General features: G+C 71.1%; 8 protein-coding genes and 3 rRNA genes. 1 reads left to right on the top strand and 10 read right to left on the bottom strand.

Annotated features, from left to right (window positions below; all coding sequences use genetic code 11):
* Positions 1–46: 46 nt before the first annotated feature.
* From BLS82_RS09950 to BLS82_RS16085, 4 genes are read right to left on the bottom strand one after another with little or no spacing between them, the layout of a single operon-like run.
* A complete protein-coding gene (locus BLS82_RS09950) occupies positions 47–1,474 on the bottom strand; it encodes an ABC transporter ATP-binding protein (protein ID WP_176819022.1) in 1,428 nt (475 codons plus the stop codon).
* Positions 1,471–2,322, bottom strand: a complete 852-nt coding sequence (locus tag BLS82_RS09955) for an ABC transporter permease (protein WP_092864640.1) — start codon at positions 2,320–2,322, stop codon at positions 1,471–1,473. The genes BLS82_RS09950 and BLS82_RS09955 overlap by 4 nt, the downstream gene beginning before the upstream one ends.
* A complete protein-coding gene (locus BLS82_RS16080) occupies positions 2,322–3,278 on the bottom strand; it encodes an ABC transporter permease (RefSeq protein ID WP_218123771.1) in 957 nt (318 codons plus the stop codon). The genes BLS82_RS09955 and BLS82_RS16080 overlap by 1 nt, the downstream gene beginning before the upstream one ends.
* Positions 3,275–4,801 carry an ABC transporter substrate-binding protein gene (locus BLS82_RS16085; protein ID WP_218123772.1) on the bottom strand — a complete coding sequence of 509 codons (1,527 nt, stop codon included), beginning with the start codon at positions 4,799–4,801 and terminating at the stop codon, positions 3,275–3,277. The genes BLS82_RS16080 and BLS82_RS16085 overlap by 4 nt, the downstream gene beginning before the upstream one ends.
* 462 nt (positions 4,802–5,263) lie before the next feature.
* Here BLS82_RS16085 and BLS82_RS09965 point away from each other — a divergent pair, with 462 nt between their 5' ends.
* Complete coding sequence (locus BLS82_RS09965) at positions 5,264–5,707, top strand: ATP-binding protein (protein ID WP_092864643.1); 444 nt, start codon at positions 5,264–5,266, stop codon at positions 5,705–5,707.
* 174 nt (positions 5,708–5,881) lie between these two features.
* Here BLS82_RS09965 and rrf read toward each other — a convergent pair.
* From rrf to argH, 6 genes are all read right to left on the bottom strand, one after another.
* A 5S ribosomal RNA gene (gene rrf, locus BLS82_RS09970) occupies positions 5,882–5,998 on the bottom strand.
* 128 nt (positions 5,999–6,126) lie between these two features.
* A 23S ribosomal RNA gene (locus BLS82_RS09975) occupies positions 6,127–9,231 on the bottom strand.
* A gap of 502 nt (positions 9,232–9,733) precedes the next feature.
* Positions 9,734–11,258: ribosomal RNA gene (locus tag BLS82_RS09980) — 16S ribosomal RNA — on the bottom strand.
* The 16S, 23S and 5S rRNA genes sit together here, the layout of an rRNA operon.
* Positions 11,259–11,812: 554 nt before the next feature.
* Positions 11,813–13,081 carry a tyrosine--tRNA ligase gene (gene tyrS, locus BLS82_RS09985; protein WP_092864645.1) on the bottom strand — a complete coding sequence of 423 codons (1,269 nt, stop codon included), beginning with the start codon at positions 13,079–13,081 and terminating at the stop codon, positions 11,813–11,815.
* A 58-nt stretch (positions 13,082–13,139) separates the two neighbouring features.
* Positions 13,140–13,817, bottom strand: coding sequence for a DNA-3-methyladenine glycosylase (locus BLS82_RS09990; protein WP_255378252.1), 678 nt, complete (start codon positions 13,815–13,817; stop codon positions 13,140–13,142).
* A gap of 7 nt (positions 13,818–13,824) precedes the next feature.
* Positions 13,825–15,213, bottom strand: a complete 1,389-nt coding sequence (gene argH, locus BLS82_RS09995) for an argininosuccinate lyase (protein WP_092865301.1) — start codon at positions 15,211–15,213, stop codon at positions 13,825–13,827.
* Positions 15,214–15,266 lie beyond the last annotated feature (53 nt).

Consider the following 15,266-nt stretch of genomic DNA (forward strand, 5'->3'; position numbering starts at 1 on the left):
CGCGGCACGGGGCCCGGGAGCACCGGCCCGCCGGGCCGCTCACCGCTCACCGCACCGCGACGGCCTGCTGCGCCTGCGGCAGCCGGACCCGGCGCTGGGTCACGGTGGTCGCCAGCGCGTCGTCGTGGGTGATGAGGACGAGGGCGCAGTCGTGGCGGTCGAGCTGCTCGAGCAGGCAGCGGACGGTCTCCTCCTGGGTGATCAGGTCCAGGCGGGAGGTCGGCTCGTCGGCGACGACGAGCGCCGGGTCCGGCAGCACCGCGCGCACGACCGCCAGGCGCTGCAGCTCGCCGCCGGAGACCTGGCCGGGGCGGCGCTCCAGCAGGGCCGCGGACAGCCGCAGCGCGGCGAGCAGCTGCTCCACGCGCGCGGGGTCGACCCGGTGGCGGCGCACGACGTCGCCGAGGGCGTGCCGCAGCGCGACCCGCGGAGGAAAGGCGAGCGCCGGGTCCTGGTAGAGCTTCTGCGCCCGCCCGCCGCCCAGCACCGGGTCGTGGTGCACCCCTCCGGCGTCCGGACGCCGCAGGCGCAGCAGGACGTCGCCCAGCGTCGTCTTGCCCGAGCCGCTGGGACCGGTCAGCGCCACCCGCTCCCCGGCGCGCACCTGCAGCGCCAGGTCGGTGAACAGGACCTCGTCGCCGTGCGCCGCGGTCAGCCCGGACGCCGCCACCAGCACCCGGCCCTCCCCCGCGCTCCGGCCGTCCGCGCTGCGGTCGGCCGGTGCCCAGCGGGCGGGCTCGGCGGCCAGCAGCCGCCTCGTCCAGGGGTGCTCCGGGCGCTCGAGCACCGAGGAGGCCTCCCCGCGCTCGACGACGGCGGCGTCGCGCATCACGAGGACCTCCCCGCCGAGGCCGCGCGCCAGGTCCAGGTCGTGGGTGATGGTCAGCAGCGCGCCGCCGCGCTCGACGTGCCGGCGCAGCAGGGCGAGCAGGTCCGCCCGGGCGAGCTCGTCGAGGCCCTTGGACGGCTCATCGGCGAGGAGCACGCGGGCGCCGCCGGCGGTGGCGGCGGCGAAGGCGACCCGCTGGGCCATGCCGCCGGACAGGGTGTGCGGGAAGGCCCGCTCCTCGCGGGCGAGGCCCACCGCGGCGAGCGCATCGCGGGCGCGTCCGCGCGCGGTGCGACGGTCCCGCAGCACCACCCTGGCCCCCTCGGCCACCTGCGACCCCACCCGCATCGTGGGGTCAAGGGCCAGGACCGGCTCCTGCGGCAGCAGGGCCAGCTCGCGCCCCCACAGCCGGCGCCGCCGCGCCGCGTCGGCGAGGTCGTGGGCGGCGCCGTCGAAGGCGGCGCGCCCGGTGACCGCCAGCTCCGGGGGGAGGGTGCCCATGACCGCGTGGGCGAACAGGGACTTGCCCGAGCCGCTCTCCCCCACGATCGTCGTCGCTCGCCCCGGCTCGAGGCGCACGTCGGCGACCTCGGCGAGCACGCGGCCCTGCGAGCGCACCAGGACCTCGTGCACGTGCACGCTCACGGGACGTCCCCGCGCAGACCGAGCAGCCCGACCAGCACGGCGGCCAGCACGAGCACGGGCGCCAGCGCCGTCCACGGCGCCTCGGACCAGAACGGGAAGGCCTCCGTGACCATCAGCCCGAGCTCGGGCGTCGGCGGTGGCGCACCGACGCCGACGAAGCCGAGCGTGGACAGCGCGAGCACCGAGGTCCCGACGCCGAACGCGGCCATCGCGGCCAGCACCGGGCGCAGGTCCGGCCACAGGTGCCGGCGCACGACGTGAGCGGGGCCGAGGCGCAGCAGCCCGGCCGCCTGCACCGCCGGGCTGGCGAGCACCGCTCCCGAGCGGGCCCGCACGACGCGGAAGTACTCCACCCACTGCGCCAGGGCGAGCCCGCCGAACAGCGCCCACAGGCTCCCCCCGGCGGCGGCTGAGGCGATCAGGACGACGAGCAGGAGCGGGAGCGCGACGAGCACCTCCGAGATCCCGCGCAGCGCCGCGTCGACGACCCCGCGCCGCCACGCGGCCAGCACGCCGGCGCCGGCGCCGAGCAGCGCCGCGACCGCCACGGCGAGCAGGGCCAGGGAGAGGGACAGGCGCGTCGCGGACACCAGGCGCGCGGCCACGCTGCGGCCGAGGTGGTCGCGCCCGAGGGGCTCGGCGAGGGTCGGTGCCTCCAGGGAGCGGGCGAGGTCCTGCGCGGTCGGGTCGCGCCACACCAGGGGGCCGAGCAGCGCGAGCAGGACGAGCCCGGCGAGCACCGCCGCCGCGAGCACCTGGCTCCCGGTGGCCCGGGGCAGCGACACGGCCCGGCGCAGCGACACGGCCCGGGGCAGCGCCCGGACCAGCGGGGGGGTCCGGCGGCCCATCACGCGATGCCGGCCCGGGCGCGCGGTCGCGGGTCGAGCGCGAGCGTCGCCAGGTCGACCACGGCGTCGATCGCCACGACGAGCAGCGCGAGCGCGAGCGCGGTCGCCTGCAGCACCGGCACGTCGCGCCAGAAGACCGCGTGCACCAGGGCGTGCCCCAGGCCCGGCCACGCGAACAGGCTCTCCACGACGACCACGCCCTCGACGAGCACCAGCGCCTGGGCACCGAGGTAGGCGACCAGCGTCACCCCGGTGTTGCGGGCCACGTGGCGCACGAGCACCGCACGGGGCCGCAGCCCCTTGGTCTCGGCGAAGCGGACGTGCTCGCTCGCCATCACCTGCCCGACGGCGTCCCGCGCGATCCGGGCGAACAGGCCCGACAGGCCGACGGCGAGCGTCAGCGCCGGCAGCACGACGCTGCTGCGCTCCGCGTGCCCCCCGACGGGCAGGACGCCGAGGTGCACCGCGAGGACGAGCACGAGGACCAGCCCGAGCAGGAACGGCGGCAGCGCCCGGGCCCCGGCCACCCACAGCGACGTCAGGCGGTCCAGGGCACCGCCGGGGCGCAGGGCCGCGAGCGCGCCGAGGACGGTGCCGGCGCCGAACGCCGTCGCCAGGGCCACCGCCGCCAGGTGCGCCGTGCTGGCCAGCGCCAGGGACAGCTCGTGCCAGACGCCCGCCCCGGTGACGAGCGAGGTGCCCAGGTCGAAGCGGGCGAGGTCGCCGAGCCAGGCGAGCAGCTGCTGCCAGGCGGGCCGGTCCAGGCCCAGCTCGGCGCGCACGGCCTCGGCGCTCGCCGCGCTGACCTGGTCGTAGCCGTAGCGGCCCGCGGCGATGCGGAAGGCGACGTCGCCGGGCAGGCCCTGCACGATCGCGAAGCAGGCCACCGCGACCGCCAGCGCGACGGCGACGCCCTGCGCGGCCCGCTGCGCGAGCACCCGCGCCGCGCCGCTCACGACGCCCACCGGACGTCGCTGAGCCGCCAGCTGCGCTCCAGCGGGTCCAGGACCAGGCCGTCGACGCGGTCGCTGACCACCGCGTTCTGCCGGTACCAGGCGACGGGGATGACCGGCAGCTGCTCCTGCAGGACGTCGGCGACCTCGGTGCGCAGCGCCGCCGCGCGCTCGCCCTGCGCTCCGGCGGCGAGCTCGTCCAGCGCCGCGGTGACCCTGCGGTCCGACCAGCCCATCGCGCCGAAGCCGGCTCCGGTGGGGCCGAAGTCCTCCAGCAGCGTGACCAGGGGGTCCGGCACGAGCGCGAAGCTGCGCGCGTACAGGCCGAGCTCGAGGGAGCCGTCCTGGTGCCCGGCCGGGATCTCGCTGGAGCTGCCCACCTGCACGGCCAGGGCGATCCCGACCTCCTCCAGCGCCGACTGCACCGCGGTGGCGATGACCGGCAGCTCGGGCCGGTCGGGGAAGGTGCGCAGCTCCAGCTCCAGCCGCTGACCGTCGCGCTGCAGGACGCCGTCCTCGCCCGGCGTCCAGCCCGCCTGCGCGAGCAGGGCGCGGGCCGCTGCGGGGTCGTGCCGGAGCGGCGCGACGGCGTCCGAGTGCCACTGCTGCAGGGACGGCGGGAACAGCTGGGTCGCGGCCATCTCGGGGTCGCGCAGCAGCGCCCGGGCCATCGCCTCGCGGTCCAGGGCCAGGCTCAGCGCCCGCCGCACCCGCACGTCGCCGAGGACGGGGTGGTCCCCGTCCACCTTGACCTGGATCGTGCGGGGCAGGGTGACGGACTCGACGTCGAGGCCGTCCGCGTCCCGGACGCGCGCCAGGCTCACCGGGTCCATGCCGAAGGTGACGTCGGCCTGGCCGCTCTCGGCCATCAGCGCCCGGCTCTCCGCCCGTCCGACGGCCTGGTAGCTGATCGCCTCGACCGCCGGCGGCCGCCCGTCCCAGCCGTCGAAGGCGACGACGTCGATGCGCGACGGCTGCTGCAGGTCCGCCACCCGGTACGGCCCGGAACCGACGACCTCCCGCACGGCTCCGTCGGGCCCGTAGGCGGAGGGCGCCAGGACCTGGGCGCTGGTGTGGGCCAGCACCGCGGGCAGCGGCGCGAACGGCTCGGACAGCTCGACCACGACGCTCCCGCCCTCGGCGCGCACCGTCGCGACCGGCACCTCGGTCAGCGGCGTCCCGGCCTTCTCGCGGGCGACGTCCAGGCAGGCCGCGACCGCCTCGGCCGTGACCGGCGTGCCGTCGTGGAAGCGGGCGCCCTCGCGCAGCCGGAACGTCCACGAGAGCCCGTCCGGCGCCGGCTCCCACGCCGTCGCCAGTCCCGCTCGCAGGTCCCCGCGCTCGTCCGCGTCGACCAGCGTCTCGGCGACCTCGAGCCGGGTGAAGAAGCCGCCGCTGGTCGACGGGTCGAGGCTGTGCACCTCGAACGGGCCGACGGCGGAGAGCTCTCCGGCCCCGGCGGCGCCGCTCGTTCCCGTCCCGTCCCCGCCGGTCCCGCCCGCGGTGCAGGCCGTCAGCGCTGCCACCAGCGCGAGGGCGGCGCCCGTCGCTCCTGCTCCGCCCTGCCCCGTCCGTCGTCGCACCCGTCGCACCCGCCTTCCGCGCCATCGTCCCGGTCCCTCAGGGCAGCATGCTAACGGTAACAGTTATCAATCTAGCGACAGAGTCGTGGATGCCAGCGCCCTCGGGCGCCCACGAACCACGGCGAGTGCCCTGAGGACGGCGGGCTCCGACCGGGGTCAGCGGGAGAGCAGATGCGGTGAGGCGCGACCGGTGGCGCAGGAGTCTGCGAGCGGGATGGTCACCGCACAGCCGCGGACCGCCGAGGAGGCCGCCCAGGCCGAGGACGCGATCACGGGTTCAACCACGCTGCGTAGGGGAACAACACGCCACAGCAACGGACGGGAGGCTCCACCGCTCGGGAACGCACCGAGGAGAGCTGGGGCCGGGACACAGCGAGGAGATCCGGTGGTCGTGGACGAGCGCCCGTGCGACTGAGGCTGCCCAAGGACGCGAAGGCCCCCCTGCTGGCGCGGGCCTTCGTGCGGACCGCGATGTGCGAGAAGCACTCGCGCGAGGCGCGGGACGAGGTCGAGCTGCTCGTCTCCGAGCTGGTGACCAACGCCGTGGTCCACGGCGGGTCCCTGGTCACGATGGAGGTGGACTGCGAGGGACCGCAGGGCATCGCGGTGACCGTCAGAGACAGCAGCCCCTCCTGGCCGGTCAGCCGCTCCGCCGGCCCGCTCGACGAGGGAGGGCGGGGCATGGCGCTGGTGGAGCTCATCAGCGACGCCTGGGGCGTGCACGAGGCGGGCCTTCCGCAGGCGCCCGATGACGGGCAGGCCGCCTCCGCGGGACCGGTGGACCAGGTGCTCGCTCGCGTGCCGCGCCAGGCGCAGGGGAAGGCGGTGTGGTTCCGGCTGGCCGGCTGACTGCCGCCGTGTGTGGTCGTCCTCCGCGGGACTGCTGCCGCTGGCTGGGTGCTGGCCGGGTGCTGGCCGGGTGTGGGGGCGGTGGGGTGGTGGGGGTATGGGTGTGGGCCACCCCCGGCCCCTCACCACTCTTCAGCGGTGAGGGGACCAGGAATGGCCCACATCCTAGATCGGGTCCGGCGGTGACCTACTCTCCCACGCAGCTTCCCACGCAGTACCATCGGCGCTGGTGGGCTTAGCTTCCGGGTTCGGAATGGGACCGGGCGTTTCCCCACCGCTATGACCGCCGAAACACTCTCGAGTTGAACCGGACACCCCACCCACCACCACTCACCCGGTGACAGGCTGGTGACAGACGAGGGCCGACCGTTCCTCGGGAACCGCACAGTGGACGCGACACACCCGTTCCGCACGCAGTGTGTGACAAGTCATCGGCTTATTAGTACCGGTCAGCTCAGGCATCACTGCCCGTACACATCCGGCCTATCAACCCAGTCGTCTTCTGGGAGCCTCTCGGGGTCGAACCCCACGGAGACCTCATCTCGAAGCAGGCTTCCCGCTTAGATGCTTTCAGCGGTTATCCCTTCCGAACGTAGCCAACCAGCCGTGCTCCTGGCGGAACAACTGGCACACCAGAGGTTCGTCCGTCCCGGTCCTCTCGTACTAGGGACAGCCCTTCTCAAGTCTCCAACGCGCGCAGCGGATAGGGACCGAACTGTCTCACGACGTTCTAAACCCAGCTCGCGTACCGCTTTAATGGGCGAACAGCCCAACCCTTGGGACCTACTCCAGCCCCAGGATGCGACGAGCCGACATCGAGGTGCCAAACCATGCCGTCGATATGGACTCTTGGGCAAGATCAGCCTGTTATCCCCGGGGTACCTTTTATCCGTTGAGCGACCGCGTTTCCACGAACCACGGCCGGATCACTAGTTCCGACTTTCGTCCCTGCTCGACCCGTCAGTCTCGCAGTCAAGCTCCCTTGTGCACTTACACTCGACACCTGATTGCCAACCAGGATGAGGGAACCTTTGAGCGCCTCCGTTACCTTTTAGGAGGCAACCGCCCCAGTTAAACTACCCACCAGGCACTGTTCCTGGTCCGGATCACGGACCGAGGTTAGATGTCCAGAACGACCAGAGTGGTATTTCAACGGCGACTCCACCGACACTGGCGTGCCGGCTTCACAGTCTCCCACCTATCCTACACAAGCCGTCCCGAACACCAATACCAAGCTGTAGTGAAGGTCCCGGGGTCTTTCCGTCCTGCTGCGCGTAACGAGCATCTTTACTCGTAGTGCAATTTCGCCGAGTTCGCGGTTGAGACAGCGGAGAAGTCGTTACGCCATTCGTGCAGGTCGGAACTTACCCGACAAGGAATTTCGCTACCTTAGGATGGTTATAGTTACCACCGCCGTTTACTGGCGCTTAAGTTCTGAGCTTCGCTCCGAAGAGCTGACCCGTCCCCTTAACGTTCCAGCACCGGGCAGGCGTCAGTCCGTATACATCGTCTTGCGACTTCGCACGGACCTGTGTTTTTAGTAAACAGTCGCTTCTCCCTGGTCTCTGCGGCCGTCGGACCTAGCCTGTGCAGGCTTCAGCCCTAGGGCCCCCCTTCTCCCGAAGTTACGGGGGCATTTTGCCGAGTTCCTTAACCACGATTCTCTCGATCGCCTCGGTATTCTCTACCTGACCACCTGAGTCGGTTTGGGGTACGGGCGGCTCGAACCTCGCGCCGAGGCTTTTCTCGGCAGTATGGGATCACCCTGCTTCCCGCATACGCGGTCACCATCAGGTCTCAGGCTGCATGGGATGCGGATTTGCCTACACCCCGCCCTACACCCTTGGACGTGGACTACCATCGCCACGCGGTGGCTACCCTGCTGCGTCACCCCTGTTAATGCGCTTACCTACTACCGGATCGGGTCGCGCGCTCCACCAGACCTTCCCGAAGGAAGACCCAGCTTCGGGCGCTGAGCATCACCGGGCTCGGTATGGGCGGTCCTTCGCCGGTACGGGAATATCAACCCGTTGTCCATCGACTACGCCTGTCGGCCTCGCCTTAGGTCCCGACTTACCCAGGGCGGATTAGCCTGGCCCTGGAACCCTTGGTCATTCGGCGGACGGGTTTCTCACCCGTCTTTCGCTACTCATGCCTGCATTCTCACTCGTGTGGGGTCCACGGCTGGATCCCTCCGCCGCTTCACTCCCCACACGACGCTCCCCTACCCATCCACACGCCTGGACCACGAAGGCCTGGCGCCGTGTGAATGCCACAGCTTCGGCGGTGTGCTTGAGCCCCGCTACATTGTCGGCGCGGAATCACTTGACCAGTGAGCTATTACGCACTCTTTCAAGGGTGGCTGCTTCTAAGCCAACCTCCTGGTTGTCTGTGCAACTCCACATCCTTTCCCACTTAGCACACGCTTAGGGGCCTTAGCTGGTGGTCTGGGCTGTTTCCCTCTCGACTACGAAGCTTATCCCCCGCAGTCTCACTGCCACGCTCTCACTTACCGGCATTCGGAGTTTGGCTGACGTCAGTAACCTTGTGGGGCCCATCGGCCATCCAGTAGCTCTACCTCCGGCAAGAAACACGTGACGCTGCACCTAAATGCATTTCGGGGAGAACCAGCTATCACGAAGTTTGATTGGCCTTTCACCCCTACCCACAGGTCATCCCCCAGGTTTTCAACCCTGGTGGGTTCGGTCCTCCACGCGGTCTTACCCGCGCTTCAACCTGCCCATGGGTAGATCACTTCGCTTCGGGTCTAGAGCACGCGACTACACCGCCCTGTTCGGACTCGCTTTCGCTACGGCTTCCCCCCACGGGTTAACCTCGCCACGCACCACTAACTCGCAGGCTCATTCTTCAAAAGGCACGCCGTCACCCCTGCTAGGGAGGCTCCGACGGATTGTAGGCACACGGTTTCAGGTACTATTTCACTCCCCTCCCGGGGTACTTTTCACCTTTCCCTCACGGTACTCGTCCGCTATCGGTCACCAGGGAGTATTTAGGCTTAGGGGGTGGTCCCCCCAGATTCGTACGGGATTTCTCGGGCCCCGTACTACTTGGGATCCCTCTCGGGAGGCCACGCCATTTCGTCTACGGGGGTGACACCCTCTGTGCCGGGCCTTTCAAGACCCTTCGACTATGACGCGGCTTTCTGACTCCCCGCCCGAGTGGCAGCTCGGACTGAAAGGTCCCTCAACCCCGACCGCGCAACGCCTACCAGCTGTTCCACGCGACCGGTTTGGCCTGTTCCGCTTTCGCTCGCCACTACTCACGGAATCGCTGTTGCTTTCTCTTCCTGTGGGTACTGAGATGTTTCACTTCCCCACGTGCCCTCCACGCACCCTATGTGTTCAGGTGCGGGTGACTGGACATGACTCCAGCCGGGTTCCCCCATTCGGACATCCTCGGATCACAGTTCGGTTGCCAACTCCCCGAGGCTTATCGCAGGCTCCTACGTCCTTCTTCGGCTCCTGGTGCCAAGGCATCCACCGTGTGCCCTTATCAACTTGACCACACTGCTTCCCCACCCGAACCCCCTCCCGCTGCGGCACGCGCAGACGAAGAGGACGTGCAGGCGGAGTCGTTAAAGATGCTCGCGTCCACTGTGCAGTTCTCAAGCAACGGGCGGCGCGCTGCACCTGCGCTGGCGCCTACCCCACCCCACCGCACACCGCGGTCGAGGAGGGCGGTTCACCCAGCCGTGCAACGGCCCGCACCAGACCCGCTCCCACCCACCCCGACCAGGGGCGGGATGGCCAGCAGGCCCGGTCCGAAGGAGCAGGCAGTACCTGTTCCCTCAGGACCCAACAGCGTGTCCACGCCCCAGACTCCCTCCACCACACGCGTTCCCCACCCACTCCCAGCCGAAGCCGGGCACCGGGTCGTACTAGCGCGCAACGAAGAGCTCCGCGACGCCATGTCGACGTTCCACCCGTGAGCACCGCTCCCCGAACGCTCGCCGAGGACGCGGGCCTGGACGCCCACCCCGCAGGATGCGCGCCAGCTGCTCCTTAGAAAGGAGGTGATCCAGCCGCACCTTCCGGTACGGCTACCTTGTTACGACTTCGTCCCAATCGCCAGTCCCACCTTCGACGGCTCCCTCCCACGAGGGGTTGGGCCACCGGCTTCGGGTGTTACCGACTTTCGTGACGTGACGGGCGGTGTGTACAAGCCCCGGGAACGTATTCACCGCAGCGTTGCTGATCTGCGATTACTAGCGACTCCGACTTCACGGGGTCGAGTTGCAGACCCCGATCCGAACTGAGACCAGCTTTTTGGGATTCGCTCCACCTCACGGTCTCGCAGCCCTTTGTACTGGCCATTGTAGCATGCGTGAAGCCCAAGACATAAGGGGCATGATGATTTGACGTCATCCCCACCTTCCTCCGAGTTGACCCCGGCAGTCTCCTATGAGTCCCCGCCATCACGCGCTGGCAACACAGGACGAGGGTTGCGCTCGTTGCGGGACTTAACCCAACATCTCACGACACGAGCTGACGACAACCATGCACCACCTGTGCAGGATCCCTTGCGGACCCGCCATCTCTGGCGGATTACCCTGCATGTCAAGCCTTGGTAAGGTTCTTCGCGTTGCATCGAATTAATCCGCATGCTCCGCCGCTTGTGCGGGGCCCCGTCAATTCCTTTGAGTTTTAGCCTTGCGGCCGTACTCCCCAGGCGGGGCGCTTAATGCGTTTGCTGCGGCACGGAGCTCGTGGAATGAGCCCCACACCTAGCGCCCAACGTTTACGGCGTGGACTACCAGGGTATCTAATCCTGTTCGCTACCCACGCTTTCGCTCCTCAGCGTCAGTTACAGCCCAGAGACCCGCCTTCGCCACCGGTGTTCCTCCTGATATCTGCGCATTCCACCGCTACACCAGGAATTCCAGTCTCCCCTACTGCACTCTAGTCTGCCCGTACCCACTGCAGGCGCGGGGTTGAGCCCCGCGTTTTCACAGCAGACGCGACAGACCGCCTACGAGCTCTTTACGCCCAATGATTCCGGACAACGCTTGCACCCTACGTATTACCGCGGCTGCTGGCACGTAGTTAGCCGGTGCTTCTTCTGCAGGTACCGTCACTTCCGCTTCTTCCCTGCTGAAAGAGGTTTACAACCCGAAGGCCTTCATCCCTCACGCGGCGTCGCTGCGTCAGGCTTCCGCCCATTGCGCAATATTCCCCACTGCTGCCTCCCGTAGGAGTCTGGGCCGTGTCTCAGTCCCAGTGTGGCCGGTCGCCCTCTCAGGCCGGCTACCCGTCGTCGCCTTGGTAGGCCATCACCCCACCAACAAGCTGATAGGCCGCGAGCCCATCCCCGACCGAAAAGACTTTCCACACCACCGGATGCCCGGTGGCGTCGTATCCGGTATTAGCCCCGGTTTCCCGGAGTTATCCCAGAGTCAGGGGCAGGTTGCTCACGTGTTACTCACCCGTTCGCCACTGATCACCCCCAGCAAGCTGGAGGATCACCGTTCGACTTGCATGTGTTAAGCACGCCGCCAGCGTTCGTCCTGAGCCAGGATCAAACTCTCCGTTGATGTCCGCACCAGCCCCCGCACGACACGGAGACCGGACACTGGAACCAGCCCACCGAAGCGGACCAGAGATCGATCTGGCCTGAAAACACGCCCCTCCGACCCACCCGGGCCGAAGAGACCTGATCCATGCCACACAAAGTCCCGACACTCCCCACCCAGCCCCATCCAGGGAACCGAGCACCAAAGCACCGACACCCATGGCATCGACATGTGACACGCTGTTGAGTTCTCAAGGAACAGACGCACACCGACCACGGCCTCCCAGCCGATCGCGATGGCTCATGTGGTGACACAGATGCTAACGGCCCCTCAGGCCGGTTCATTCCATGTCGGTGATCCGCTCCGTGGGGACCGGCCACCTCGTGGTGTCCGTTCCTCCCTGCCGTGCGAACGACGAGTACGTTACGCCAGCCCGGACGCCGGGTCAAACCGGGGTGTCACGCTCCGCGCCCTGCCGGTGGCGGTGCGGTGACGAGTGGGTCGACCACCTCCCGGGCCGCGGTGTTCCTCCCGGCGCCGGGCCGCGACCGGCCGCGCCGGGCCCTGCGCACCCCTCAGGACGGGACGACCTCGACCGCACCCAGGGTGCGCCGTCCCCGCCGCAGGACCAGCCACCGCCCCTGGAGGAGCTCGGAGGCGTCGAGCGGGGCGTCGGCGTCGCTCACGCGGTCGTTGTTCACGTACGCGCCCCCCTCCGCCACCGCCCGCCGCCCCGCCGACACGCTGGGGACCACCCCGGCCGCGGCCAGCAGGCGCGGCACCTCCAGGGCCTCCCCCGCACCGACGCGGGCCACGGGCAGCTCCGCCACGGCGTCGGCGAGGGTCCGCGCGTCGAGGGCGCGCAGGTCCCCGCGGCCGAACAGGGCGGCGCTGGCCGCCTCGGCGCGGGCCGTGGCCTCGGCGCCGTGGACGAGGGTCGTGACGTCGCGGGCGAGCGCCCGCTGCGCGGCGCGGGCCTGGGGCCGCTCGGCCGCCTCGGCCTCGAGGGCCTCCACCTCCTCGCGGCCGCGGAAGGTCAGGGCCCGCAGGTAGGTGCCCACGCGCTCGTCCTCGGCGGCGAGCCAGAACTGGTAGAAGGCGTAGGGGCTGGTCAGCTCCGGGTCCAGCCACACCGCTCCGGACTCCGTCTTGCCGAACTTCGTGCCGTCCGCCTTGGTCAGCAGCGGGGTCGCCAGGGCGTGCACGCGCTCGGCGTCGACGCGGCGGATCAGCTCGGCGCCGGCGGTGATGTTGCCCCACTGGTCGCTGCCGCCCAGCTGCAGCCTGCAGCCGTGCCGGCGGTGCAGCTGCAGGTAGTCGTTGCTCTGCAGGAGGACGTAGCTGAACTCGGTGTAGCTGATGCCGCCCGCGGCCAGGCGCGCGGCGACGGCCTCGCGGTCGAGCATGCGGTTGACGCTGAAGTGCCTGCCGACGTCGCGCAGCAGCTCGATCGCCGACATCGGCGCCGTCCACTCCAGGTTGTCCACCATCCGCGCGGCCGCCGGGCCGGTGAAGTCCAGGAACGGCTCGATCTGGCGGCGCAGGCGCTGCGTCCACCCGGCCACGACCTCCGGGCTGTTCATCGCCCGCTCCCCCGAGGCCTTCGGGTCCCCGATCAGGCCCGTGGCCCCGCCGACGAGGGCGAGCGGGCGGTGGCCGGCGTCCTGCAGGCGGCGGGCGGTGAGGACCTGCACCAGGTGGCCGACGTGCAGGCTCGGCGCCGTGGGGTCGAAGCCCACGTAGTACGCGACCGGCCCGGCGGCGAGCTCGGCGGCCAGCGCGGCCTCGTCGGTGGCGTGCGCCACCAGGCCCCGCCAGCGCAGCTCCTCCAGGATGTCGGCCACGGTGCTCCTCCGCTCCGGCGGGCCGCCCGCCGGCCCGCGCGGCGACCAGCCTGCCCGATCAGGTGCGCGGGCGCCGACGCGGCACCGCGGCCCGGTAGGCCGAGACCGTCGCCTCGCCGTCGAGCCAGGAGCGCCACGGGAAGGAGGCGGCGTCCCCGCCGGGACCGGCCACGCCCACGCGCGCACCGGTGCGCACGGCGGCGCCCGGGACGGCCGCGCCCGCCAGCACGCGCAGCGCGGCCGCGGGAGCGCACAGGTCCGCGCCGTCCAGCGCGCGGTCGACCCCGAGGGCCGCCGCCAGGCGGGCGGGGCCGCGGGCGAGGTCGCGGTCGGTGCGCGCGCTGGGGCGCCGCGCCCGCGCCAGCGCGCGGCCCTCGACGACCTCCCCCGCGCGCACGAGCACCGCGGACGCCCGGCCCGCGGGGCCGCAGACGAGGTTCAGGCACCAGTGCATGCCGTAGCTGAGGTAGACGTAGGCGTGCCCGGGCGGGCCGAACATCACCGCCGTGCGCGGCGTGCGCCCGCGGAAGGCGTGCGAGCCGGGGTCGTCCTCGCCGGCGTAGGCCTCGACCTCGGTGAGGCGGACGGCGACCGCGCCCTCGACCGTCCGGTGCTGCAGGACGCGGCCCAGCAGGTCGGCGGCCACGTCGAGCACCGGGCGGTCGAAGAACGCGCGCGGCAGCACGGCGGACGGCTCGAGCGGCTCGGGGTGCTCGGTCGGCTCGGGCGGCGGCACGGGGCGCTCAGGCGAGCCGGGCGGCGGCCAGGGCGGCGCGCAGCTCCGCCAGCTGCTCGGCCACGCGCACCGGCGCCGTCCCGCCGCGCGCGTCGCGGGAGGCCAGCGACCCGGCGACGGTGAGGACGTCGCGGACGTCGGGGCCCAGGTGCGGGGAGATCGCGGCCAGCTCGTCGTCGGACAGCTCGTGCAGCTCGACCCCGAGCTCCTCGCAGCGGCGCACGCAGGCCCCCGCGACCTCGTGGGCGACGCGGAACGCGACGCCGCGGCGCACGAGGTGCTCGGCGACGTCCGTGGCGAGGGAGAAGCCCTGCGGGGCGAGCTCCTCCATCCGAGCGGTGCGGAAGCGCAGCGTGGCGACCATGCCGGTGACCGCCGGCAGCAGCACCTCCAGGGTGTCGGCCGCGTCGAAGACCGGCTCCTTGTCCTCCTGCAGGTCGCGGTTGTACGCCAGCGGCAGGCCCTTGAGGGTGGCGAGCAGCCCCGTCAGGTCCCCGATCAGCCGGCCCGCCTTGCCGCGCGCGAGCTCCGCGACGTCGGGGTTCTTCTTCTGCGGCATGATGCTCGACCCGGTCGAGTAGGCGTCGTCCAGCTCGACGAACCCGAACTCCCTCGTGGCCCACAGCACGACCTCCTCCGCGATCCGGGAGAGGTCCACGCCGACCATCGCGGCGACGAAGGCGAACTCGGCGGCGACGTCGCGCGAGGCCGTCCCGTCGATGCTGTTGGGCACCGAGCCGGCGAACCCGAGCTCGGCGGCGACGGCCTGCGGGTCCAGGCCCAGGGAGGAGCCGGCCAGGGCGCCGGAGCCGTAGGGCGACAGCGCGGCCCGGTCGTCCCAGTCGGCGAGGCGGTCGAGGTCGCGCAGCAGCGCCCAGGCGTGGGCGAGCAGGTGGTGGCTGAGCAGCACCGGCTGGGCGTGCTGCAGGTGCGTGCGCCCGGGCACCGCGACGCCGAGGTGCGCCTCGGCCTGGTCGGCCAGGACCGCCACGAGCTCGGCCACCAGCGCGCCCACGCGGCGCGCGGCGTCGCGCAGGTGCATCCGCAGCAGGGTCGCGACCTGGTCGTTGCGCGAGCGCCCGGCGCGCAGCCTGCCGCCGAGGTCGGTGCCGGCCCGCTCCAGCAGCCCGCGCTCGAGGGCCGTGTGCACGTCCTCGTCGTCCGGTGCGGGCCCGAACGCGCCGGAGCGCACGTCGTCCAGCAGCTCCTGCAGGGCGGTGAGCATGCCGGCCAGCTGGTCGTCGGTGAGCAGGCCCGCGGCGTGCAGGACCCGCGCGTGCGCCATCGACGCCCGCACGTCGTAGGGGGCCAGCCGCCAGTCGAAGTGGGTGCTGCGCGAGAGCTCGGCGAGCGCGGCCGCGGGGCCGCCGGCGAAGCGGCCGCCCCACAGCGACAGCGGCCGGCCCTCCTGACCGGCGTCCTGGCCGGCGTCCTGGCCGGTGTCCTGCT

Source organism: Quadrisphaera sp. DSM 44207 (assembly GCF_900101335.1).
Classification (GTDB): Bacteria; Actinomycetota; Actinomycetes; order Actinomycetales; family Quadrisphaeraceae; genus DSM-44207.